Annotated in this window: 19 protein-coding genes and 2 tRNA genes; 12 read left to right on the top strand and 9 right to left on the bottom strand. The window is 72.4% G+C overall.

Annotation, left to right across the window (positions count from 1 at the left end; all coding sequences use genetic code 11):
• The first annotated feature begins 8 nt into the window (after positions 1-8).
• From AB0F38_RS01015 to serS, 3 genes are all read left to right on the top strand, one after another.
• Complete coding sequence (locus AB0F38_RS01015; protein ID WP_361884822.1) at positions 9-1,412, top strand: cation:proton antiporter; 1,404 nt, start codon at positions 9-11, stop codon at positions 1,410-1,412.
• Between the two features lie 87 nt (positions 1,413-1,499).
• Positions 1,500-1,587, top strand: a tRNA-Arg gene (locus AB0F38_RS01010).
• A gap of 33 nt (positions 1,588-1,620) precedes the next feature.
• Positions 1,621-2,907, top strand: coding sequence for a serine--tRNA ligase (serS, locus tag AB0F38_RS01005; protein WP_361884820.1), 1,287 nt, complete (start codon positions 1,621-1,623; stop codon positions 2,905-2,907).
• A 24-nt stretch (positions 2,908-2,931) separates the two neighbouring features.
• Here serS and AB0F38_RS01000 read toward each other — a convergent pair whose 3' ends face one another.
• The 7 genes from AB0F38_RS01000 to AB0F38_RS00970 all read right to left on the bottom strand — a co-directional run bounded on the left by AB0F38_RS01000 (position 2,932) and on the right by AB0F38_RS00970 (position 11,233).
• Positions 2,932-3,975 carry a LacI family DNA-binding transcriptional regulator gene (locus tag AB0F38_RS01000; protein WP_361884818.1) on the bottom strand — a complete coding sequence of 348 codons (1,044 nt, stop codon included), beginning with the start codon at positions 3,973-3,975 and terminating at the stop codon, positions 2,932-2,934.
• A 217-nt stretch (positions 3,976-4,192) separates the two neighbouring features.
• Entirely contained in the window at positions 4,193-5,656 is a 1,464-nt protein-coding gene (locus AB0F38_RS00995; RefSeq protein ID WP_361884816.1) for a GH1 family beta-glucosidase, read from the bottom strand.
• A gap of 134 nt (positions 5,657-5,790) precedes the next feature.
• A complete protein-coding gene (locus AB0F38_RS00990) occupies positions 5,791-6,711 on the bottom strand; it encodes a carbohydrate ABC transporter permease (RefSeq protein WP_361884814.1) in 921 nt (306 codons plus the stop codon).
• A gap of 15 nt (positions 6,712-6,726) precedes the next feature.
• On the bottom strand, positions 6,727-7,725 hold the full coding sequence (locus AB0F38_RS00985) for a sugar ABC transporter permease (protein WP_361884812.1): 999 nt from the start codon (positions 7,723-7,725) through the stop codon (positions 6,727-6,729).
• Positions 7,726-7,896: 171 nt separating this feature from the next.
• Positions 7,897-9,219 carry an extracellular solute-binding protein gene (locus AB0F38_RS00980; RefSeq protein WP_361884810.1) on the bottom strand — a complete coding sequence of 441 codons (1,323 nt, stop codon included), beginning with the start codon at positions 9,217-9,219 and terminating at the stop codon, positions 7,897-7,899.
• A 667-nt stretch (positions 9,220-9,886) separates the two neighbouring features.
• Positions 9,887-10,777 (bottom strand): fused MFS/spermidine synthase, encoded by an 891-nt coding sequence (locus tag AB0F38_RS00975; protein ID WP_361886692.1) that lies wholly within the window; start codon positions 10,775-10,777, stop codon positions 9,887-9,889.
• 84 nt (positions 10,778-10,861) lie between these two features.
• Positions 10,862-11,233 carry a hypothetical protein gene (locus AB0F38_RS00970; protein WP_361884808.1) on the bottom strand — a complete coding sequence of 124 codons (372 nt, stop codon included), beginning with the start codon at positions 11,231-11,233 and terminating at the stop codon, positions 10,862-10,864.
• Positions 11,234-11,474: 241 nt separating this feature from the next.
• On the opposite strand from AB0F38_RS00970, the gene AB0F38_RS00965 reads away from it, so the two are divergent.
• Positions 11,475-12,836 (top strand): tetratricopeptide repeat protein, encoded by a 1,362-nt coding sequence (locus AB0F38_RS00965; RefSeq protein ID WP_361884806.1) that lies wholly within the window; start codon positions 11,475-11,477, stop codon positions 12,834-12,836.
• Positions 12,837-12,897: 61 nt separating this feature from the next.
• On the opposite strand, the gene AB0F38_RS00960 is transcribed toward AB0F38_RS00965, so the two are convergent.
• Positions 12,898-13,494 (bottom strand): histidine phosphatase family protein, encoded by a 597-nt coding sequence (locus AB0F38_RS00960; protein WP_361884804.1) that lies wholly within the window; start codon positions 13,492-13,494, stop codon positions 12,898-12,900.
• 306 nt (positions 13,495-13,800) lie between these two features.
• On the opposite strand from AB0F38_RS00960, the gene AB0F38_RS00955 reads away from it, so the two are divergent.
• From AB0F38_RS00955 to AB0F38_RS00925, 7 genes are all read left to right on the top strand, one after another.
• Complete coding sequence (locus AB0F38_RS00955; protein ID WP_361884802.1) at positions 13,801-14,751, top strand: phosphatase PAP2 family protein; 951 nt, start codon at positions 13,801-13,803, stop codon at positions 14,749-14,751.
• The gene (locus AB0F38_RS00950) at positions 14,645-15,832 is read left to right on the top strand and encodes a hypothetical protein (protein WP_361884800.1); all 1,188 of its coding nucleotides are present in this window, start codon (positions 14,645-14,647) and stop codon (positions 15,830-15,832) included. The genes AB0F38_RS00955 and AB0F38_RS00950 overlap by 107 nt, the downstream gene beginning before the upstream one ends.
• Positions 15,823-17,460: a hypothetical protein gene (locus AB0F38_RS00945; protein ID WP_361884798.1), complete on the top strand. Its 1,638-nt coding sequence runs from the start codon at positions 15,823-15,825 to the stop codon at positions 17,458-17,460. The genes AB0F38_RS00950 and AB0F38_RS00945 overlap by 10 nt, the downstream gene beginning before the upstream one ends.
• Entirely contained in the window at positions 17,457-18,791 is a 1,335-nt protein-coding gene (locus AB0F38_RS00940; protein ID WP_361884796.1) for an AAA domain-containing protein, read from the top strand. Before AB0F38_RS00945 ends, AB0F38_RS00940 begins: the two co-directional genes overlap by 4 nt.
• 107 nt (positions 18,792-18,898) lie before the next feature.
• A complete protein-coding gene (locus AB0F38_RS00935; protein WP_361884794.1) occupies positions 18,899-19,240 on the top strand; it encodes a hypothetical protein in 342 nt (113 codons plus the stop codon).
• 209 nt (positions 19,241-19,449) lie between these two features.
• Positions 19,450-20,151 (top strand): bifunctional DNA primase/polymerase, encoded by a 702-nt coding sequence (locus AB0F38_RS00930; RefSeq protein WP_361884792.1) that lies wholly within the window; start codon positions 19,450-19,452, stop codon positions 20,149-20,151.
• Positions 20,142-20,215, top strand: a tRNA-Lys gene (locus tag AB0F38_RS00925). The genes AB0F38_RS00930 and AB0F38_RS00925 overlap by 10 nt, the downstream gene beginning before the upstream one ends.
• Positions 20,216-20,273: 58 nt before the next feature.
• On the opposite strand, the gene AB0F38_RS00920 is transcribed toward AB0F38_RS00925, so the two are convergent.
• A complete protein-coding gene (locus tag AB0F38_RS00920; RefSeq protein ID WP_361884790.1) occupies positions 20,274-21,515 on the bottom strand; it encodes a M6 family metalloprotease domain-containing protein in 1,242 nt (413 codons plus the stop codon).
• Positions 21,516-21,700: 185 nt separating this feature from the next.
• On the opposite strand from AB0F38_RS00920, the gene AB0F38_RS00915 reads away from it, so the two are divergent.
• Complete coding sequence (locus AB0F38_RS00915; RefSeq protein ID WP_361884788.1) at positions 21,701-21,928, top strand: hypothetical protein; 228 nt, start codon at positions 21,701-21,703, stop codon at positions 21,926-21,928.

Genomic DNA, 21,928 nt, shown 5'->3' with positions numbered 1-21,928 from the left:
GCTTGAATATGAGGAGATATTTCAGTGTGTACGCGCTCGCGGTGATCGTGCCCGGGGCGGTCGCCGCATGGCTGCTGGTCCGGCTCACGGACGGCTCGGGCGGCTCCTCGCCGTCGGCCGTTTCGTCGGGCGAGGCCGCCTACCGGCTGCTGCTGGCCGCAGCGGCCGTCGTCGCGGTGGCGGCGCTGGGCGGCTGGCTGGCGCGCCGGGTCGGGCAGCCGGCGGTGGTCGGTGAGCTGGCGGCCGGTATCGCGCTCGGCCCGTCGGTGCTAGGCGCGCTGGCGCCGGGGCCGCAGGAGTGGCTCTTCCCGGCCGCGGTCCTGCCGCACCTGGACACCCTGGCCCAGTTCGGCGTCGTCTTCTTCATGTTCCTGGTCGGGGCGGAGCTGCCCTCGGGTTCGCTGCGTACCAGCGGACGTGTCGGGATCCTGATCGGGCACGCGTCCATCGCCATCCCCTTCGCGATGGGCACGGCCATGGGGCTGTGGCTGATCGACCGGTATCCGCCGGTGCACGCGAGCCGGACGGCGTACGTGCTGTTCATCGGCCTGGCCGTGTCGATCACCGCGTTCCCCGTCCTGGCCCGGATCCTGGCCGAACGGGGGCTGCTCGGCACCCGGCTGGGGGCGACGGGCATGACCTCCGCCGGGATCAGCGACGTCACCGCCTGGGTGCTGCTGGCCGCGGTGATCTCGACGGTGCGCGGCACCTCGCTGACGGCGGCGGCTCTCTCCATCGTCTGTGTCACCCTCTTCGCCGTCCTCATGCTGGGGGTGGTGCAGCCGCTGGTAGCCAGGGCGGTGGCCCGGGCCGACGCGAGTGAGCTGTCCAAGGACGCGCTCTGCGCCGGACTGGTCTTCCTCGTGCTGATGAGCGCGTTCGCCACCGACCGGATGGGGCTGCACGCGATCTTCGGGCCGTTCATGGCGGGAGCGATCATGCCCCGCGGCTCCCGGGTGATCGAGGACCTGACCCACCGGATCCAGGGCGTCACCGTGTGGTTCCTGCTGCCGCTGTTCTTCGTCACCGTGGGGCTCCGCACCGACCTGGGGAGCCTGAGCGGGGCCGGCACCTGGCTGGTGTGCCTGCTGATCATCGCCGTGGCCGTGGTCGGCAAGGTCGCGAGTGCGACCGTGGCGGCCGCCGCCACGGGTGAATTCACGAAACGGGAGTCGCTCGCACTCGGCGCGATGATGAATTGCCGGGGCCTGACCGAACTGATCGTGCTGAGCGTGGGTGTCCAGCTGGGCGTGCTGAACGCCGAACTCTTCTCCATGTTCGTCTTCATGGCCCTGGTCACCACCGCCATGACCGGGCCGCTGCTGCGCCGGCTGCTGCCACCCGCACCCGCCCAGGACACCGCGCCGACGGCACCCGCGGTGCCCACAGGAGTTCGGCGAAAGGCTATGTGACGGAGCATCAGCCCGCTGTCAGCGCGGTGGCAGCGGGCTCTGTCATAGTTGTTCTCGGAAGCGGGAGGAAAGCGGAAATCGCTTCCGGGAGAGGTTCTCGTAGCGGCCCAACGAGTTCCTTGTTCTATAGGGAAAGGCCTCACGGCCTGCGCAGGTTCGAATCCTGCCCTCTCCGCCGGATCCGTGCCGAATTGACGAGGTGTCACTCATGCACGACGCGAACGCGTTGATCGGCACGGCCGAGGAATCCGTGCGCCGGCTCGGGCGCCGGGGTTACGCGCTCGACGTGCCGCTGCTGGAGAAGCTGGTCCAGGAGCGGGCGCGCAGCATCACCCGCGCCGACGAACTGCGCGCCCGGATGAACCGGCTGACCCGGTCCATCCAGGACGCCCCCGCGGCGGACCGCCCGCGCCTCGCCCAGGAGGCACGCGCGGGCAAGGCGGAGGTGCGCGAGGCGGACCGGGCGCGGCTGGAGAGCGAGTCGGCCCTGCACACGCATCTGCTCACCGTCCCGAACCTCCCGCTCGACCGGGTGCCGGAGGGCGGCCCGCAGGACGAGCCCCAGGAGGTACGGCGCTGGGGCGCCGCCCCGGACCTCGCCTTCACCCCCCGCGACCACGTCGAACTGGCCCGCTCGCAGGGCATCCTGGACCCGGACCGGGCCGGCAAGCTCTCCGGGGCGCGGTTCGCGGTGCTGCGCGGGGCGGGGGCCGCCCTGGAACGCGCGCTGGCCGCGTTCCTCCTGGACCTGCACACCCGGGAGCACGGCTACCGCGAGTACAGCCTGCCGCAGCTGGTGACCCGGGAGACGATGACCGGCACCGGGCAGCTCCCCAAGTTCGAGGAGGACCTCTTCCGGACCTCGGTCGGTGAGCGCGAGCTCTTCCTGATCCCGACCGCCGAGGTGCCGCTGGTCAACCTGTTCCGCGAGGAGACCCTGGAGGCGGCCGAGCTGCCGATGGGGCTGACCGCGCACACCACGTGCTACCGCTCGGAGGCCGGCTCGTACGGCAGGGACACCCGGGGCCTGATCCGGCTGCACCAGTTCTCCAAGGTCGAGCTGGTCCGGCTCTGTCACCCCGCCGACGCCGAGGCCCAGCTGGACCTGCTCCTCGGCCATGCCGAGGAGTGCCTGCGCCGCCTTGACCTGCACTACCGCGTGGTGGAGCTGAACGCGGGCGACCTGGGCTTCTCCGCCCGCCGCACCTTCGACCTGGAGGTGTGGCTGCCGGGCCAGCAGGCGTACCGGGAGATCTCCTCCGTCTCCGACTGCGGTACGTTCCAGGCGCGCCGGGCCCGGATCTCGGTCCGCACGGGCGGGACCAGGGAACCCCTGGTCACCCTCAACGGTTCGGGCCTCCCCCTGGGCCGCACCCTGGTGGCCCTGCTGGAGCAGCACCAGAACGAGGACGGTTCGCTCACCGTCCCGCCCGCCCTGGTCCCCTACACCGGCTTCACGGCCATCGCTCCCGACGGCACCACGGTCCCCGCCTGACCGGCGGCAGGGCCCCGCGCCGCCTCAGGAGGACTCGCGCACCACCAGTTCCGTGGGCAGCACGATCCTGGGGCGTTCCCCCGCGCGGTCCCCGGAGCGGTTCGCGATCTCCTGGAGCAGGACCCGGGCCATCGTGCGGCCCATCTCCTCGATCGGCTGGCGGACGCTCGTCAGCGGGGGGTCCATGTGGCGGGCCACCGCCGAGTCGTCGAAGCCGATGAGCGCCACGTCGTCGGGGATGCGCCGGCCGGACTCGCGCAGGACCTGTCGGGCGCCGGCGGCCATCACGTCGGAGGCGGCGAAGACCGCGTCCACGTCGGGGCGGCGGACCAGCAGCTCCCGCATGGCACGGGCGCCGCCCTCCTCACTGAAGTCGGCGGGGGCGATCAGCCGTTCGTCCGGATCGAGGCCGGCGGCCGCGATCGCCTTGCGGTAGCCGTCGAGGCGGCGCTGCGCGCCGTACACGTCGAGGCGTCCGGTGATGGTGGCGATGGAGCGGCGGCCCCGCGATATGAAGTGGTCGACCGCGGCGCGGGCGCCCTCGAAGTTGTCGGAGTCGACGGAGGGCAGCGTCTCCGCCGCGTGTCTGCGGCCACTGATCACCGAGGGCATGCCCAGCTGTTCCAGCAGATCGGGCAGCGGGTCGTCCGCGTGCACGGAGACGAGCAGCACGCCGTCGACGCGGTGCGCGGTCAGGTACTGGGCCAGCCGGCGGCGCTCGCGGTCGTTGCCCGCGAGGGTGAGCAGCAGCTGCATCTCGGTGTCCGCGAGGGCGGCCCCGACACCGCGCACGATGTCGGAGAAGTACGGCTCGGCGAAGAAGCGCGTCTCGGACTCCGGGACGACGAGCGCGATGGCGTCCGTACGGTTCCCCGCGAGCGCGCGGGCCGCCCGGTTGGGCACGTACCCCAGTTCCGCGACGGCAGCCTCGACGGCCTCCCGGGTCTGTGCGCTGACCCGCGGCGAGCCGTTGATGACGCGTGAGGCCGTGCCACGCCCCACCCCGGCCCGCGCCGCCACTTCTTCGAGCGTGGGCCGCCCGCCACTCCGTACTCGCGCTGCCGCCATGGCTGCCTCCCGTTCGCGGTCAATTTCTCACAGCGGGACAAGGCAAACCAAGTCCCTCCGTCCGATCCCTTGACACTTGTCCGGACCGACCGGTCCCTCCGCAGCGCCACCCCTCCTGGGAGCGCTCCCAAGCCTACGGGGTCACCGTGTCGAACGGGTCGGGCGGGCACAGAAAAGCGGGGCCCGGCCGACGGCCGGGCCCCGCGATCCGTCCAGGTCAGAGGGTGCCGTCGCGCGGGGGCAGGGCGTGGCGGCGGATCACGTCGGAGTACCAGTGGGCGCTCGCCTTGGGGATGCGGCGCTGGGACGCGTAGTCGACGTACACGGTGCCGAAGCGCTTCGAGTAGCCGTACGCCCACTCGAAGTTGTCCATCAGGGACCACAGGAAGTAGCCGCGGACGTCCGCGCCGTCGGCGATCGCGCGCTGCACGGCGTCGAGGTGCCCGTGCAGGTAGGCGATCCGCTCGGGGTCCTCGACCTTGCCCTCGGGCGAGACGTAGTCGTCGAAGGCCGCGCCGTTCTCGGTGACCATCAGCGGCAGGTCCGGATGGTCGCGGGTGACGTCCATGAGCAGGTGGTAGAGCCCGTCGGGGTCGATCGCCCAGTTCATCGCCGTGCGCTCCTTCCCCTCGGCGAGGTGGAAGGCGATGTGCTCGGAACCGGGCCACGGGGAGTACGCGCTGTTGCCGTGTCCGTCGTCGCGGGCGTCGCCGGAGCCGTGCTCGGGCGCGGAGACCAGGGTCGGCGTGTAGTAGTTGACGCCGAGGGCGTCGAACGGTCGCGAGATGGTGGCGAGGTCGCCGTCCTGGACCAGCTTGGACCAGTCCACCACGTGCGCGGTGTCGGCGATCAGGTCCTCGGGGTACTCGCCGCGCAGCATCGGTCCGGTGAAGACACGGTTGCCGACGGCGTCGATCCGGCGGGCGGCGTCCACGTCGGCCGCGCTGTCGGTCAGCGGGCGGACCTGGTGGAGATTGAGGGTGACCGAGGTCTGCGCGGCAGCGGGGAGTTGGGTGCGCAGAACCTCGATCGCCCGTCCGTGGGCGAGATTGAGGTGATGGGCCGCCTGCAGCGCCGCCGCGGGCTCGGTGCGGCCGGGTGCGTGCACACCGGATCCGTAACCGAGGAAGGCCGAGCACCACGGCTCGTTGAGGGTGGTCCACATGCCGACGCGGTCGCCGAGGGCGCCGGAGACGATGGCGGCGTAGTCGGCGAAGCGCTCGGCGGTCGCGCGCTCGGGCCAGCCGCCGGCGTCCTCGAGCTCCTGGGGCAGGTCCCAGTGGTAGAGGGTGGCGACGGGCATGATGCCGGCGTCGAGCAGCTCGTCGACGAGCTTGCGGTAGAAGTCCAGGCCTCGCTCGACGGCGGGACCGCGCCCGGTGGGCTGGACCCGGGACCAGGAGACGGAGAAGCGGTAGGCCTTCAGGCCGAGCTGCTTCATCAGCGCGACGTCGTCGCGGTAGCGGTGGTAGTGGTCGGCGGCGATGTCACCGGTGTCGCCGTTGCGGACCTTGCCGGGGGTGCGGCTGAAGGTGTCCCAGATGGACGGCGTGCGGCCGCCTTCGGCGGCGGCGCCCTCCACCTGGTAGGAGGCGGTGGCCGCGCCCCAGAGGAAACCCGTGGGGAAGTTCGTTGCCTCGGGCGCCTGCTTCGGGGTGATGTCGGGTCGTACTGCGGTCATGCGGGAGCGCTCCCAAGAATGGACGAACACGGACAGGGAAGAGCGGGGACCCCGGGACCCGTACGGCCTGTGGTCAGGTACAGGCCGTACGGGACGGCCGGGGTCGGACCGGGGGTGGATCGGCGGGCCCTGGGTCAGCCCTTGACGGCACCGGACATGATTCCTCCGACGATCTGCTTACCGAAGATCACGAAGACGACGAGCAGCGGCAGTGTGCTGATCAGCGCGCCCGCCATGACGATGCTCTGGTCGGGCACGTAGGAGGCGCTCAGCTGGCCGAGGGCCACCTGGAGCGTGGGGTTCTGCTGGTTCAGCGCGAGGTACGGCCAGAAGAAGTCGTTCCAGGCCTGCACGAAGGTGAGCATGCCGAGCACCATCATGGCCGGGCGGGCGACCGGAAGCACGATGCTCCACACGATGCGGAGGTTGTTCGCGCCGTCCACCCGGCCCGCTTCGATGAGCTCGTACGGCAGTGCCTCGATCAGGTACTGCCGCATGAAGAACACGCCGAAGGCGCTCACCAGGGTCGGGAAGATCACCGACTCCAGCTGACCGCCCCAGCCGATGTCGGACATCATCATGAACAGCGGTACGACGCTGAGCTGCGGCGGGATCGTCAGCGTGGCGATGACCACCGTCATCAGCGCGCCGCGGCCCTTGAAGCGCATCTTGGCGAAGGCGTAGCCGGCCAGGGTGCAGAAGAACAGCGTCGCGAGGGTGATGCTGCTGGACACGATGACCGTGTTCAGGATGGCCTTGCCGAGGCTGGCCTGTTCCCAGGCCGCCTGGAGGTTGTTGAACAGGTTCCCGCCGGGGATGAGCGGCGGGGTGGTGTCCAGCACCTCCTCCTGGGTGCGTGAGGCGGCGACGAGCGTCCAGTACAGCGGGAAGAGCGAGCCTAGGCCGACGACGGCCAGGGCGAAGTAGGCGAAGGGCCCTGCGTGGTGCTGGCGGCCCGCGCCGGGCTTGAGACGGCTGCGGCGCGGGGGCTCGCTGCGGGGCGCGGACTTGGCGACCCGGCGGTCCGCGGCGGTGGTGGGGCTGGTCGTGGTCATGGGTATCGCTCCCCGTCAGGCCGCGGTCTTGCGCATGAGGCGCCCGACGAGCCAGTTGATCGCGGCAATGAGCAGCAGCAGGACGAGCATGGCCCAGGCGACCGCGGCGGCCGGACCGAGGTGCCCGAGGTTCCAGCCGTAGTTGTAGAGGTAGATGCTGAGCGTCTCGTACTGGTTCTCGGTGCCGCCCTGCGCTCCGATGGGGCCGCCTTCCAGGAGCAGGGGCTCACCGAACAGCTGCATGGAACCGATGGTCGAGATGACGATCGTGAAGAGGATCGTCGGCCGGAGCGAGGGGATCGTCACGTTGCGGAACTGCTGCCAGCGCGAGGCTCCGTCGAGTGAGGCCGCCTCGTACAGGTCGGACGGGATGGCCTGCATCGCGGCCAGGTAGATCAGTGTGTTGTAGCCCGTCCAGCGCCAGATCACGATGACCGCGATGGCGATGTTGGACGTCCAGTGACCGTTGGCCCAGTTCGTCTCGCCGACGCCGAAGAATCCGAGCACCCAGTTCAGCAGGCCGCCGTCCGCCCGGAACACCAGGGCGAAGACCAGGGCCGCGGAGGCCACCGAGGTGGCGTACGGGGTGAGGATCACGGTGCGCCAGAAGGTGCTGGCGCGCAGCTTGTAGTTCAGCAGGTGGGCCAGGCCCAGCGCGATCATCAGCTGCGGGACGGTCGAGATGACGCCGATGACGAAGGTGTTGGTGACCGCGGTCCAGAATTCGGAGTCCTGGAGGATGTTGCTGAAGTTCTCCCAGCCGACCCATTCCATCTGGTCGAGACCGGTCATCTCCACCCGGTGCAGGGCGATCCAGCCGGTGTACAGGAGCGGGTAGAGCCCGAAGGCCCCGAAGACGAGGAAGAAGGGCGCGATGTAGGCGTAGGGCGATGCCTTGTCGTCGAATCGCCACAGCCGGCTGCGCCAGGCCTGGCGGCCCGGGGTCATGGGCTTCGGAGCGCGGCGGCCGGGCCGTGATCCGTGTGCGGCCCGGGTGGGGGTCGAGGTTGCCACAGGTGGGAGTCCTTCCCTGGGGTGTGCCGACACCGCAGGGGCAGGCCGGACCTCTGGTCAGGTCCGGCGGAGGTGTCGGGGACGGTGCGCATGCCGGCAGGAGAAACCGGCACCGGTGCGGGCCGGCCGGGACGCGTCGTACGGCGTCCCGGCGGCCCGCACCGGAGGGGATCAGCCGATCACCTTGTCGATGGCCTTCGTGGCGGCGTCCCAGGCGTCGTCCGGGCTGGTGCCCCGCTGCTCCATGTTGTTGATCTGCGTGGAGATGGAGTCCTTGATGACGCCGTCCTTCGGGCCGAGCACGGCCGCGGGGATGACCTGAGCCTCTTCGGCGTAGATCTCACCGATCGGCGCGTTGTTGAAGTACTCCAGCTTGGCGGTCTTCACGTCGGGGAGCTCGTAGGCGCCCTTGTTCGACGGGAAGAGGCCGGCGGCCTTGAACACGGCGGCCTGCTGCTCGGGCGCGGTCAGCCACTTCACGAGCTCACCGGCCTCCTTGACGTGCTTGCCCTTGGCGGGCACGGAGAGGAACGAACCGCCCCAGTTGGCCGCGGTCTCACCCGGGGTGCGGGCGATGTCCCACTTGCCCTTGAACGCGTCACCGGAGTACGTGGAGATCTGCGCGGCCATCCACGCCGGGCAGGCCACGGTGGCGATGCTGCCCTTGCGCAGGGCGTTCTGCCACGGGACACCGAACTGGGCCAGGCCCTGGGTCAGGCCCTTGTCGACCGCCTCGGCGGCGAGGTCCCAGCCCTTCTTGACACCGGCGCTGTCCTTGTAGATCGCCTTGCCGTCCTTGGAGTAGTACTGCTCCGAGTCGGAGCTGACCACGCCGTTGTACATGGCGCTGGCGGAGTCCATGAAGAAGGTGCCCTTGGGGGCCTTCTTCTTGAACTCCTCACCGAGCTTGAGGTAGTCCTCCCACCCGCCGGCGAGCTTGGCGGCGACCTCGGTGCGGTCCGCCGGCAGACCGGCCTGCTCGAACAGGTCACGGCGGTAGCAGATGGACATCGGGCCGATGTCGGTACCCGCGCCGATGACCTTGCCCTCGTCGGTGCTCGCCTGCAGCGACTTCCAGTTCACCCACTGGTCGGTGTCGATCACCTTGGAGAGGTCCGCGAACGCGTCCGCCTTGGTGTCGACGAGCTCCTTGACGCGGCCGACCTCGATGCCCTGTACGTCGGCCAGCCCGCTGCCCGTGTTGAGCTGCTGGAGGAACTTGGGGTAGTAGACCTTCTCCTCGGCCGTGACGTTTTCCTTGACCGTGATGTTCGGGTGGAGCTCGTGGTACTTCTCGAAGAGCCCCGCCTCCTTGTAGCCGAACTGGCCGAAGTCGGCGACGGTCAGGGTGATGTTCCCGTTCGCGTCGGCCTCGTCGGACTCCGAACCGGAATCGCTGCAGCCGGTCAGCAGCAGGGCGGTGGCCGTGAGGCCCGTGGTGGCCATGACGGCGGTTCTGCGGCTTCGACCTGCGACGGTGCGGGTGATGCGCATTCCACTACTCCTTGTTCCAGGGTGGGACTGGCGTTCAATCTGCTCGGCATACGCGCTGGTGGTGCGTGCCAGTGGTACGGAGAGGACATGGGCTGTGCCGTCCCCGTACGAGCGAAAAACCTCGTTCGATATGGGAGCGCTCCCATGCGCTGATGCCGGAACATTGCTGCCTCAAGGGGGTGGGTGTCAAGAGTTGAAGACGCTTCCGTTGCCCGAGTGTGTCCTGCAAGTCACGCGACCGTGTCCGACCGAGGGCTTGCGTTAACCTCCGCGTCCTGCATGCCGCACACGCTGGTCCGGCAATTCCCCCTGGTCAGAGGGGTGTTGGGTGCTGAAGCCGTGCTCCGCGCGGGATTCCTGCCGCGCTCGGGGCGGATTGGTTCGGACACGCGCCCCACGCTCCCGCCGCCCGGAAGGCGCACGCCGGAAGATGAACGGGACACGGCGTCGTGGGGGTGCCCAGGGGGCTCCGAGGACGGTTTCGCGTTCTACCCCCGAACTCCGGTGCGCGGTGGGGAGGTTCCGCTTGAGCGGGTTTGCGTGCCCGGGGTGGGGGCCGGGAGACGGGACCCGTGCGGGAAGAACGGGGGGCACACCCGGCCGGGTGCGGGGTGTGCCGGACGTCGCCGCCCCGGGCCCGCAAGGCGCCGGACCGCGCACCGGGCCGTCACGAGAAGGTGCCGGGTGGCGGAGCGGGTGACGGCCGGGCGGCCCCGTCGGTGACGACGGCGGCGCCGCCGGTGAAGCCGACGAGGGTGCGGCCGTGTTCGACGCGGCCGGGGTGCGGGTCGCCCGCGACCCGCCGGGTCAGCTCGGCGACCGCGATCGGCAGGTCCGAGGCGACCAGGACCGCGTTGCCGAAGCGGCGGCCCCGCCAGACGGCCGGATCGGCGGCCAGGGCCAGTTCGGGAAAGACCGAGGCCGCCGTGGCGACCTGACCGCGGAGGTGGGCGAGCGGCGGACCGTCGGCGAGGTTGGCGGCGTACTGACCGTCCGGCTTCAGGACCCGGCGCACCTCGGCGAGGAATTCGGCGGAGGTGAGGTGGGCGGGGGTGCGGGCGCCGCTGAACACGTCCGCGATGACGAGGTCCGCCCAGTCGTCCTGGATTCGGCCGAGCCCGTCGCGGGCGTCCGCGGAGCGCACCCGTATCCGGGCCTGTGGGTCCAGCGGCAGTTCGCGGCGCACCAGCTGGACGAGGGCCGCGTCGATCTCGACGATCTGCTGGGTGGAGCGGGGGCGGGTCGCCGCGATGTACCGGGCGAGGGTGAAGGCCCCGCCGCCCAGGTGCAGGACCTGCAGGGGCTGGTTCGGGGGCGCGGCGAGGTCGATGACGTGGCCGAGCCTGCGCTGGTAGGCGAACGAGAGGTACGAGGGGTCGTCCAGGTCCACGTGGGACTGCGGGGCGCTGTCCAGCAGCAGGGTCCAGGCGTGCGGCCGTTCACGGTCGGGGACGAGCTCGGCGAGGCCGCCGTCCACCGTCACGGCCACGGGCTCCGGCCTGCGCTCGGACCGCTTCCGGGCGCTCGTACCTCTGGCCGGCGCTGCTCGACGTGCCACGCCCTCGTCCTCGTTCACCTGTGCGGGCCGGTCCTGGGGCGGGCCGGCGACGGCGGGATGTCCGCCCACCCGGCCATTATCGCCTCAGCGGCAGTTGTCGGCCGCCTCGATGAGCCGGGCCGCCTGGTCGAGGGCGGCACGGAGCACGACCGGGTCGGTGACCCGGGAGTCCTCGGCGGGCGGCAGGAGCCAGCCGCCGCCGGTGACGGGCGGTTCGGCGGGGATGCGCAGCCCGCGGCCGTCCGTCCGCGTACAGGCGCTGCCGGGTACGTCCCAGGCGTCCGCCGTACCGGGCGGCACCAGGAAGCCGAGGGTGGCGCAGGCGCCGTCGTGCAGGACCGGGCCGACGGCCTCGTGATCAGCGCCCCGACGCAGGATGTCGACGGCCTCCAGGCCCTGACGTGCCGGGACGGTCACCAGGTCGCACGGTGCGGTTTCCGGGCCGATGTGCGGCAAGGGAACCCCTCCTCTCGTCGCCGAACGGAGCTACGCCCCGTTTCCTCATGGCCCAACGCGCCGACGGCGTCAAGGGCTACGGCGGCACACCGCCGCAAAGGGTGGCAGTTCATGGCAGATCGCGGGCGAGATGTCTGCCTTATGGCGAAATACAACATACGCGTCTCGCCGCAGCAGGTACGTTCTTGCTCCGCCGGGACACCGGAAACAGGCGCCCGGCTGCACCAGAGAGGGCCCCGCCATGGTGACACGGGCAGTTCCCAACCTCGTCTTCCGCCGTCTGCGTGGACAGCGCTCCGCCGGTGAGTTCGCGGCGGCCGTCCGCAGGGCGGCCCGCGAGATCGGTGAACAGGTCGCGTGCGACGCCCGGTACATCGGACGCGTGGAGTCCGGCGAGATCCGCTGCCCCAACTACGCGTACGAGCGGGTGTTCCTGCACATGTTCCCCGGGGCGACCCTGGCGGACCTGGGCTTCCCGGACCGCGAGAGCGTGCGCGGCCGGGGGGCGCGCCACGCACCCCGTTCCTCCCTTTCCCCCCTTCCCCCCATGCTCGACAGTGACATCGACGAGGAGTGCGACGTGCTGCGTCGCGTGTTCATGACCAGCGGCACCACCACGGTGGCAGCCGCGTCCCTGGGCCTGTGCGGCGGAGCGTCCGCCGCCGGCCCGCTCATCACCGTGCCCGCACAGCGCCGGGTCGGCGAGGCCGAGGTGAGCGCCGTCGAGGAGGCGGTGCGCCAGATCCGGCGGCTCGACGACCGGCACGGTGCGGACGGGCTCTACCGGCGGGCCGCCGAGCCCCTCCGGGCCGCGTACGCCCTGCTCGACGCGGGGACCGCGGCCCGTCGCAGTACGGCGGACCGGCTGCACGCGGGCGCCGGGGAGCTGGCCATCTCCGTGGGCTGGCTGGCGCACGACTCGGGCCGCCTGGAGGACGCGCGCTCGCACTACGCGGAGGCGCTCGCGACGGCGCGGCTGGCCGGGGACTCCGCGCTGGAAGCGCACGCGTTCTGCAACGCGTCGTTCCTGGCCAGGGACATGGGGCGGGCCCGGGAGGCGGTTCGCGCGGCGGAGGCCGGCGGGCGCGCGGCCCGCCCGCTCGGCTCCCCCCGGCTGCTGGCCCTGCTGGCGCTGCGGGAGGCGGGGGGCCGGGCCTGGCTCGGGGACCGTACGGGGTGCGAGCAGGCGATCGGGCGGGCGCGCACGGCGTTCGACCAAGGGGCGGGCGCGGCGGACCCCGAGTGGATGAGCTTCTTCCGGGAGGCGGAGCTGGAGATGCTGGAGGCGCAGTGCTGGTCGGCGCTGGGCGACTGGCCGAGGGCGGCCCGGCACGCCCGCCGGGCCACACGGCTGCAGGACCCGCACTTCACCCGGAACCTCGCGCTGTACCGGGCGCAGCTGGCCGGTGACCTGGCGCGGGCGGGGACGGCCGACGAGGCGTCCGCGGCGGGCCACCAAGTGCTCGACCTGCTGGGCCGGGTCCGCTCCTCCCGCATCCGGGGGATGCTGGCGAGCGCGGTACGGGTGCTGAGGCCGCGGGGCGGCCCGGAGGTCGCGGCGCTCCTGGAGCGCTACGAGGAGCTCCCGCGGTCCACGGGGTGACCGGCGGGGACGTGTTCGCGCCTGCGGGTCCGGGCCGGGCCCGGACCCGCAGGTACCGGGGTCACCGGTCCAGGTGCCCCGTGTCGTTCCAGCGTTCCAGGGCCGGCATCCCGTACGCCCACCCCAGCACCGACAGCGACGTCGGCTCCAGCCGGACCCGGGCGGCGAAGGAGATGTCCTCGCCGAGCCACCGCGCGCCCAGCGTCCGCAGGATGTGCCCGTGGGCGAAGACCAGGACGTCCCGGTCGGACGAGCGCGCCCAGTCCACGACCTCGTCCGCGCGGGCCGAGACCTCGGCCAGGGTCTCGCCCCCGGGGACGCCGTCCCGCCAGATCAGCCAGTCCGGCCGGTCCGCCTTGATCTGCGCCGGGGTCAGCCCCTCGTAGTCCCCGTAGTCCCACTCCATGAGCGCGTCCCACGGCTCGGCCCGTTCGCCGAATCCCGCGATCGCGCACGTCTCGGCGGCCCGGACGAGCGGGCTGGTCCGCACCTCCACCCCGGGCAGCCCGCCCCAGGGCTCCCGGTGCAGGCGTTCGCCGAGCAGCTTCGCGCCCTCGCGGCCGGTGTCGAGGAGGGGAATGTCGGTCCTGCCGGTGTGATTGCCCTGGACGGACCACTGTGTCTGGCCGTGCCGGGCGAGCAGGATGCGCGGTGCCATGACGGCTCTCCCTGAAAATACTGAGATCCGATGATCCGGGGACCCTAGGATCTGATGGGTCCCGGGACAGCGGTGTCCGGGACGGCGACGGGGCGGAAACGTCGGCACGCCGGGGGACGGTGCGGACGAGGCCCCGCTCCATCATCTCCCACACGCCCCGATGGCAACCCGCGGGGCACTGTCCGCGTCCCTCCCTCCGCACGGCCACGGACGTTCGCAGTGAACGCCCACGGGGAAGACGGGCCGACAACCGCCGTACGGTTGAACGCCCGCCGTCGACCGCATGAACATGGGGAGAGCCATCGGATGTCGCACGCCACCGCCGGGACACCCTCCCGCGTCCACCGGCCCCGCTGGTGGACGGAGCTGCCTCTGATAGCGGTGGTGTACGGGCTGTATTCGGCGGGCCGGCTGCTGGTCCGGGAGGACGTGCCGGCGGCGGTGGAGCACGGGCTCGCCATACTCCGCCTGGAGGAGGCGCTGTTCCTCGACGCCGAGCACCCGCTCAACCGGCTGCTGACCGCCCACCCCTTCCTGGGGATACCCGCCGACTTCGCGTACGCCTCCCTGCACTACCTGGTCACCCCGGCCGTCCTCGTATGGGTGTTCCGGCGCCGGGCCGCCGCCTACCGGGCGGCCCGCACCTGGCTGATGGCCTCCACGCTCATCGGGCTGATCGGCTTCACGCTGATGCCGACCTGCCCGCCCCGGCTCCTCGACGCCCGTCACGGATTCGTCGACACGATGGCCCAGTACAGCTCGTTCGGCTGGTGGGGCGCGGGGGCGAGCGCCCCGCGCGGGCTCAGCGGCATGACGAACCAGTACGCCGCGATGCCGAGCCTCCATGTCGGCTGGGCGGTGTGGTGCGGGGTCCTGCTGTGGCGCCACGGACGCCACCCGCTCCTGCGGGCGGCGGGCGTCGCGTACCCGCTGCTCACCGTGCTCGTGGTGATGGGCACCGCGAACCACTACTTCCTCGACGCGGTCGCGGGTGCCGCCGTGATGGGTCTGGGAGCACTGCTGACCAGGCCGGTCATGCGGGTGGCCGACCGGTTCAAGGACCGTGCGCGGGCGGTGTTCCGACCGTCCGGCGCTCCCGTCCCGCCCGCACGTTCCGCGATTGTCAGTGGCGAATGCGAGACTTCCGCGGGTGAGCGAATCCCCGGCCAGCGGACCCCCTCCGCAGATTCCAGCGACGCGGCCACCGGCTCCGCAGCCGAAGCCGCCGGCGACGACGCTCCGGCAGCGGCTCGCTGAGCTGCGCGGCCCGTCCGTCGCGCCGCATCCGCTCGACGCGCGTGCGCTGGCCGCCCTCGCCGCGAACCCCGGCTGCAAGCGGCGCGCCCTGCTCGACGGCGCGGGGGTCGACAAGGGAGTGCTGGCCGCCTCGCTGGGCTCCCCCGCCCCGTTCGGCCAGTCGCAGTTCGCTTTCGTCCGGGGCAACGCCTTCGAGAGGAAGGTCAAGGCCGACGGCGGTACGGAGCTGCTGCGCCTGCTCTTCGAGCGGCTCGGCAGCGGGGCGGACGCACCGGGCGAGGCCGCGGTGCCCGATCTCACGGCCGCCGGGCCCGAGGGCCGGGCCGCGCGTACGGCGCTGGCGCTGCGCGAGGCCACGGCGGCGGGCGGCTGGGCCCTGCTCGACCATCCGATGCTGGCCCTGGAGGTGGCGGGCTCCCCCGCCTATCTGGAGCCGGACGCCGTGGTGGTGCACCCCGACGGCACCTGGACGGTCGTCGAGATCAAGTCCTTCCCCATGATCGACAGTTCGGCGGACGCCGCGAAGGTCGGGGCGGCGGCCCGCCAGTCCGCGGTGTACGTCCTTGCGCTGGAAAGGATCGCCGGCGTCACCGAGGGCGCCGAGGTCGGGCACCGGGTCCTGCTGGTCTGCCCGAAGGACTTCTCCAACCTGCCGACCGCGTCGGTCGTGGACGTCCGCAGGCAGCGCGCCGTCACCCGCCGCCAGCTGACCAGGCTGACCCGTGTCGAGGACATCGCGGCAGCCCTGCCCGAGGGCACGACGTTCGACCCGGGGTGCTCCCCGGAGGAGCTGGGCAGCGCGGTCGCCGCGGTCCCGGCGGCGTACGCCCCCGAGTGCCTGGCCGCGTGCGAGCTGGCCTTCCACTGCCGGGCGAAGGCCCGCGCCGAGGGGGCGGTGGAGACACTCGGCCGGAGCGTGCGGGGCGAGCTCGGCGGCCTGACGACGGTCGCCGGGGTGCTGGCCGCCGCGGCCGGCAAGGAGGGTGATCCCGCGGACCCGACGGTGGCCGCGCTGCGGCGGGCCGCGGCGCTGCGCGCGGAAGCACTGGAGACACGGAGCGGCGGAGCGGCATGTCACTGATCACCACCCTGGCCCGGCTGGAGGCGGTGGACAGCGGGCGGGCCCAGCCGCTGACCACGGTGCGCCACCGCCATCTGACCGGCCGGCCGCTCGTGCTGGTGCCGCTCACCACGGCGGGCGAGGCGGGCGCCCCGCTCGGCGCGCTCGTCGGCACCGACCGCGAGGCGCCCCGGCTGCTCGCGGTGACCCAGCCCCGCGACCGCGATCTGCGGTTCGCCTTCCTCTCCGAGCTGGCGGAGGCGGTGCTGCCGCACATCGAGTCGTACGCCGATGCCGTCGAGCCAGCCGAACGCGACGAGACCGATCCCGGGACCGGCAAGAAGGTCAAGGTCGAGGTCGAGCTCTGCACCGACGCGGCCCAGCTGGTCGTACCGAGCCGGGCCGGCATCGACTTCGTACGGCTGCTGGGCCGGTCCATGCGGTTCCGGCGCACCGCCGAGGACGATCCGGGCACACCGTATCCGGCGCCCGCCCGCGTCCCGCTGCTCGGCCGCTGGCTGACGCACTACGGGGAGCGGGCCAGGGTGCCGGGCTCCTCGCTGCTGCTCGCCGCGACGGATCTGCTGAACCGGCACTGGGCGACGGGGCAGAGCAGCCTGGAGGACCAGCATCTCGGTGCGCTGCTCGCCTGGATCGACCCGCCGGAGGGCGAGTTCGGGGCCTCGGCGGCGCTCCGCGCGGAAACGGGGCGCGACCGTGCCGGACAGCTGCTCTGCCCGCCGGCCGGACCGGCGACGGACCCGGCGTTCGACAACAGGCTGCTGGCGCCCGCGATCGAGCGGTACGACCGGGCGCGCACGGCGCTGGCCGCCGCCGAGGACGGCCTCGCGGCAGATGACCGGCTCGGCGAGCTGAGCCGGGCCGAGCGGGAGATCAGGTCCCTGCTCGCGGGGGTGCTGCTGCCCACGTGGAACGCCGTGTGGCGTGGGCTCGACCTCCTGGCGGAGCTGCCGGAGGGGGCGAGGGCGGAGGACCGCTGGACCAGGGACCGCTGGTCGTTCACCACGCACCGGGACCGGGTGCGGGCGGGCGAGCCGCCGCAGCCGCGCCGGGACGACGCGGTGACGGCGGCGCGGAAGCTCGCCTCGCGGGAGTCCGCGCAGGCACGGCTGGAGGCCCAGGAGGCACTGGACGATCCGCTGGTGCTGGCCGGCCGGCGGCTGGCGGGCGAGGCGTTCGTCGGGGTGGTGACGGAGGTGGAGATGGCGTACAGCGAGTCGAAGCGTCCCTCCCCCCGCCCCCTGGTCACGGTGCGGACGGACGAGCGCCCTCATCTCGGCGAGCGGACGAAGGTGTACCGCTCCCTGGAGGGCAAGCCGCAGACGGCCGAGTTCGTCGCGTACGTCTCCGAGGGGTCCGAGGGCCCGGACGGGGGGAGCGTGGACGAGGAGATCCTCCTCGTCCTGCGGATCACGGACCGGATGGGGCGCGGCAAGGAGCCCGCGCCCGGTTCGGTGCCAGGGCCCGGAGACCGGATCGCCTGGACGCTGTTCGAGCACGACCAGCGGGGTGGTCCGAAGCTGCCGGATCCGGAGGACACCCCGTGGACCCATGGCGGCCCGCCGGGGGCCGCGGCCGACGGCCCCGCCGAGAAGCCCGATCCCGTGACGCCGGAGGACCTCCTGTGACAGCCGTTCTCGACCCGGGTGCCGCGGCGGCGCGGGCGACCGACGCGATCCTCGGCGACACCCTGCGCGGTACGGCGCGCGGCATCGTCGTGGACTCGCCGCCGGGCGCGGGCAAGTCGACGCTCGTGGTGCGCGCCGCCCTCGAACTGGCCGCTGCGGGACGCCCGTTGATGGTGGTCGCGCAGACCAACGCCCAGGTGGACGACCTGGTGGTGCGGCTGGCCGAGAAGGCCCCCGAGCTGCCGGTCGGCCGGCTGCACAGCAGCGACTCCGATCCGTACGACAAGGTCCTGGACGGCCTGGACCACGTCCGGAAGTCGGCGAAGGCGGCGGATCTGGCCGGCCTCGACATCGTCATCTCCACGGCCGCCAAGTGGGCGCACGTGAAGAACGTGGAGCCGTGGGGCCACGCGATCGTCGACGAGGCGTACCAGATGCGGTCGGACGCGCTGCTGGCCGTGGCCGGGCTGTTCGAGCGGGCCCTGTTCGTCGGGGATCCGGGCCAGCTGGACCCGTTCTCGATCGTGGGTGCGGATCAGTGGGCGGGGCTGTCGTACGACCCGTCGGCGAGCGCGGTCTCCACCCTGCTCGCACACAATCCGGAACTGCCCCAGCACCGGCTGCCGGTGTCCTGGCGGCTGCCGGCGTCGGCGGCGCCGCTGGTCTCGGACGCGTTCTACCCGTTCACGCCGTTCCGCAGCGGGACGGACCACGGCGACCGGCGGATGTCGTTCGGCGTCCCCTCGGACGGTTCGGGTCCGGACCGGGTGCTGGACGAGGCGGCGGAGTCCGGCTGGGGGCTGCTGGAGCTCCCGGCCCGCCACACCCCGCGCACCGATCCGGAGGCGGTCCGGGCGGTGGCCCTGGTGGTCCGCCGGCTGCTCGACCGCGGCGGCGTGGCGACGAGCGAGCGTTCCCCGGATCCGGTCCCGGTGACGGCGGACCGGGTCGCGGTCGGCACGGCCCACCGCGACCAGGCCGCCGCGGTGCGGGCGGCGCTCGCGGAGCTGGGGGTGACGGGCGTGGCGGTGGACACGGCGAACAGGCTCCAGGGCCGCGAGTTCGATGTGACGGTGGTCCTGCACCCGCTGTCGGGCCGCCCGGACGCGACCGCCTTCCACCTGGAGACGGGACGCCTGTGCGTGCTGGCCTCACGCCACCGCCACGCCTGCGTCGTGGTGTGCCGGGCGGGGGTGGCGGAGCTGCTGGACGAGCACCCGTCGACGGAGCCCGTCCAGCTGGGCGTCACCGTGAAGTTCCCGGACGGGTGGGAGGCGAACCACGCGGTCCTGGCCCACCTCCGGGAGCACCGGGTGCCCTGGCAGCCGTGAATCCGCGGCGCGCCGCACGCATCGCGTGCCCTGTTCACGGGAAGCGCTCTTGCGCCGGGCTGGACAATGGAAGGTGGCCGTCCGGCCGTACGAGGAAGGAACACCACATGGCACACCCCGAGCGGAACGAGCGGCAGAGGCTGCGCCCCGCACCACTGCTCTTCGAGCCGTCGGAGGCGGCAGCCGATCCGGAGCACTTCTTCGACCTGGAGTCGATGGACGACCCGGAGGAGCTGCTGGCGCGCGCGACAGAGCTGACGCTCGCCTTCCGGGCCGCGACCGACCGGGCCGTGGAGTTCCAGGCCGTGGCCGCCGCGCAGCTCGCCGATCCGCGCCGGTTCGACCGGCTCACGGCCGCGGACATAGCGGAGCGAGCGGAGTGGACCGAGGACTATGCCAAGAAGATGATCGAGTTCGGCCGGTCCCTGCTCGATTCCCCCGGGCCCTGACGCCCCGGCGGTCCTGCCGCACGCCGGGCCGACGCACCGCCGGGTCCGCCGCGTGCCGTTCGGCCGCCGGCTCCGCCACCGTGCGCTTCGTCACCGCGGGTACAGCCTCTGGCATATGCCGTCGGGCAAGATACCCCCTCGGGGTCCGTCGTGTCCGGCTTTCGGCAACTCTCGGAAACAGGAGTGTCACTGCGGGTAGACCTGACGTCATGAGCGCATGGCTGAAAGACGAAACGACCCTGCACACCGGTGCCGCCCCGCACCACGGCGTCGACATCTTCGCCCTGCTGCGGGACCGCACCGAGAACCGGACGACCGACGACCGGGCCGCCCAGGTCACCGCGTCCGGAGCGGCCTGGCTGGCCGGAGCCACGCCTTACCCCCGCAGTACGCTCTCCCGGTGGGAGTCCCACCCCGGCTCTCCGGGCGTCCTGCCGTGCGGCACCTCCTTCGACGTGGTCAACGTGCCCGCCCTGTTCGGCCGACGCATGCTGGAGCGGCTCTGGACCGAGGGCCCGGGTTCCGGCCCGGTGGCCACGCACCGGGGCCGGATGCTGCTGTTCGCCTCGCCCGGCACCGCCCAGCGGCTGCCCTCCCTGCTGGCCTGGGAGGAGTGGGGCACGGGTTCCGCCGGCCGTCCCCGGACCCACCAGGCCTCCATGCCCCCGCTGCTCTGTCACGGTTCGGGGGACGCGGTCACCGTCCCGCCGCTGGCCGGTGGATCGAACGCCGGCGGACCCCGCTGGGTGGTCGCCCCCGACACGCGCGACCCATGGCTGCCGGGCCCGGACGTGCTGCTGTGGGCCTGTGTACGGGTGGGCAGGTCGGCAGCCCCCTCGACCACCGGGTATTCGATTTTTCCTCCGGCCGATCCGGGTGCTAATGTCTACGACGTCACCAGGCGCCGTTAGCTCAGTTGGTTAGAGCAGCTGACTCTTAATCAGCGGGTCCGGGGTTCGAGTCCCTGACGGCGCACAGACGGATGAAGCCCCCTCGCGGAAGCGAGGGGGCTTCTTCGTGTGCGCCCCGCGGATCAGGTGCCGGTGGTGATCCGGACGGTCCACGCACCCGACCGCGTCCGGTCGGCGACCTCGATCCGGGTGCGCACGCCGGGCACGGAGTAGCGCTCGCCCTCGCGGAGGGGCGCGTCCGCGAGGGGCGGGTAGACCGACCGGTCCCAGCAGGCCTCCGAGTCGGGGTGGGTGTCCAGCACCTCGACGGGGCCGCCGCCGGACGGTGTCGCGTTGCGGATGTGGTAGATCAGCACGCCTTCGGTGCAGGCCGACCGGTCGTTGCCGGTGGCGCTGCGGGCCTCGATGCCCAGTGCGCTGTCGGCGCCGGTCCGGACGACCGCGAGCCGGGTGCCGAGGGACGCGCCGCGCACGGGCACCTCGGCCATGGGTTCCAGGGTGAGGTCGGCGCCGCCCTGCACGCAGACGACCTGGTCCCGGCCCAGCCAGCCGAGCTTCCACTTGTGCCAGCCGAACAGATCGGGCGCCAGTCCGAACTGGCTGCCCATGACGTCCCAGTCCCCGACGAACGTGTCCCAGTCGCCCTTGCCGTCCGCCGGCCGGTGGTAGAGGTCCGCCAGGTCGAAGACGTGCCCGGTCTCGTGTGCGAGGACGTTCCGGTCCGGCGGGTGCTCTTCGAACAGGGTGACCACGCGCTTGATGTCCACACCGTCGGCCCGCAGCGGCCGGTCGAAGTTGACAACCTTCGTGGCGTCGGAGTCGACTCCGGGCGCGTCCGGGTCGGCGACGAGGTAGACGATGTCGTACGCGGAGAAGTCGGTGCGCTCGTCGGCGGCCTCGATCGCGTCGCGGAGGTAGTCGCTGCGCCGCTCGGCCTCCCAGTCGCGCTGTATCCCGTACCAGGTGGACGGGTGCGGCATCCGGGTCCACCGCTGCTGCGGGTGGGCGCGCAGGGTGAATTTCCCGTACGAGGCCCGCTGGAAGAACCGGGTGGTCGAGGGGAAGTAGTCGGCGGCAAGCACCTCGGGTGACACGACGGGCTCGGAGTCCGGGAACGAGAGGAAGACCATGACCGCGTCGAGGCCGCGGTCGGGGCGCGGGTAGGCGTCGTTCCAGCTGTCCAGGCCGAGCGAGTGGTGGGCCCCGGTCCGGGGCAGGGCGCACGGACCGGCGTCGCGGGAGGCTCCCACGGCGGGCCCGGCGACGAGTCCGGTGGCGGCGAGCGCCAGGAGGGACGTGAGAGCGGCCGCCACACTGCGCAGACTCGGCCGCTCCGCTCCCCCGGGTCCGTGCTGACGCGGCACATCTACCTCCGGTGGCGAATGCGGGACATCCCCCTCACCCTGGGCCGGTTCGGTGCCGTACGCCCTGTTGTGCTGCCCCACACGGGTCAGCGAGTCGCGCGCACCCTCACCAGCCCGCTCACGGAAAGTAACGATCGATCACGCAGCAAAGACAACAGAACAGGTCAGCACAAATGTGATCATTCATGGACGAAGAGGATCGCGCCGCCTCCCGGGGGGCCATGAGTGTGCGGTGGGCGGAATCGGCGGGCACGCCGGGACGGCCGACGCGCCACCCCATGGCCGCCGTCGGCCACCGGGGCGAGCCCGTCCGGGCGAACCACGCGCTCGGCGGGCTGCCCGGCGCCGACCCCGGGGACGCCGGTCCGCCGACCGCGGCCGGACTGATCGCCACCGCGCCGCCGGAGAGCTGA

The sequence above is a fragment of the Streptomyces sp. NPDC025273 genome (genome assembly GCF_040638585.1).
Taxonomy (GTDB): Bacteria; Actinomycetota; Actinomycetes; order Streptomycetales; family Streptomycetaceae; genus Streptomyces; species Streptomyces cinereorectus.
Note: the sequence above shows the minus strand (reverse complement) of the source record. Positions and strands in the feature narration are given on the sequence as shown.

Excerpts from the sequence above, each read along its gene's own strand:
- AB0F38_RS01015 (WP_361884822.1), top strand. The coding sequence starts at position 9 with ATGAGGAGATATTTCAGTGTGTACGCGCTCGCGGTGATCGTGCCCGGG.
- serS (WP_361884820.1), top strand. The coding sequence starts at position 1,621 with ATGCACGACGCGAACGCGTTGATCGGCACGGCCGAGGAATCCGTGCGC.
- AB0F38_RS01000 (WP_361884818.1), bottom strand. The coding sequence starts at position 3,975 with ATGGCGGCAGCGCGAGTACGGAGTGGCGGGCGGCCCACGCTCGAAGAA.
- AB0F38_RS00995 (WP_361884816.1), bottom strand. The coding sequence starts at position 5,656 with ATGACCGCAGTACGACCCGACATCACCCCGAAGCAGGCGCCCGAGGCA.
- AB0F38_RS00990 (WP_361884814.1), bottom strand. The coding sequence starts at position 6,711 with ATGACCACGACCAGCCCCACCACCGCCGCGGACCGCCGGGTCGCCAAG.
- AB0F38_RS00980 (WP_361884810.1), bottom strand. The coding sequence starts at position 9,219 with ATGCGCATCACCCGCACCGTCGCAGGTCGAAGCCGCAGAACCGCCGTC.
- AB0F38_RS00965 (WP_361884806.1), top strand. The coding sequence starts at position 11,475 with ATGGTGACACGGGCAGTTCCCAACCTCGTCTTCCGCCGTCTGCGTGGA.
- AB0F38_RS00960 (WP_361884804.1), bottom strand. The coding sequence starts at position 13,494 with ATGGCACCGCGCATCCTGCTCGCCCGGCACGGCCAGACACAGTGGTCC.
- AB0F38_RS00955 (WP_361884802.1), top strand. The coding sequence starts at position 13,801 with ATGTCGCACGCCACCGCCGGGACACCCTCCCGCGTCCACCGGCCCCGC.
- AB0F38_RS00945 (WP_361884798.1), top strand. The coding sequence starts at position 15,823 with ATGTCACTGATCACCACCCTGGCCCGGCTGGAGGCGGTGGACAGCGGG.
- AB0F38_RS00935 (WP_361884794.1), top strand. The coding sequence starts at position 18,899 with ATGGCACACCCCGAGCGGAACGAGCGGCAGAGGCTGCGCCCCGCACCA.
- AB0F38_RS00930 (WP_361884792.1), top strand. The coding sequence starts at position 19,450 with ATGAGCGCATGGCTGAAAGACGAAACGACCCTGCACACCGGTGCCGCC.
- AB0F38_RS00915 (WP_361884788.1), top strand. The coding sequence starts at position 21,701 with ATGGACGAAGAGGATCGCGCCGCCTCCCGGGGGGCCATGAGTGTGCGG.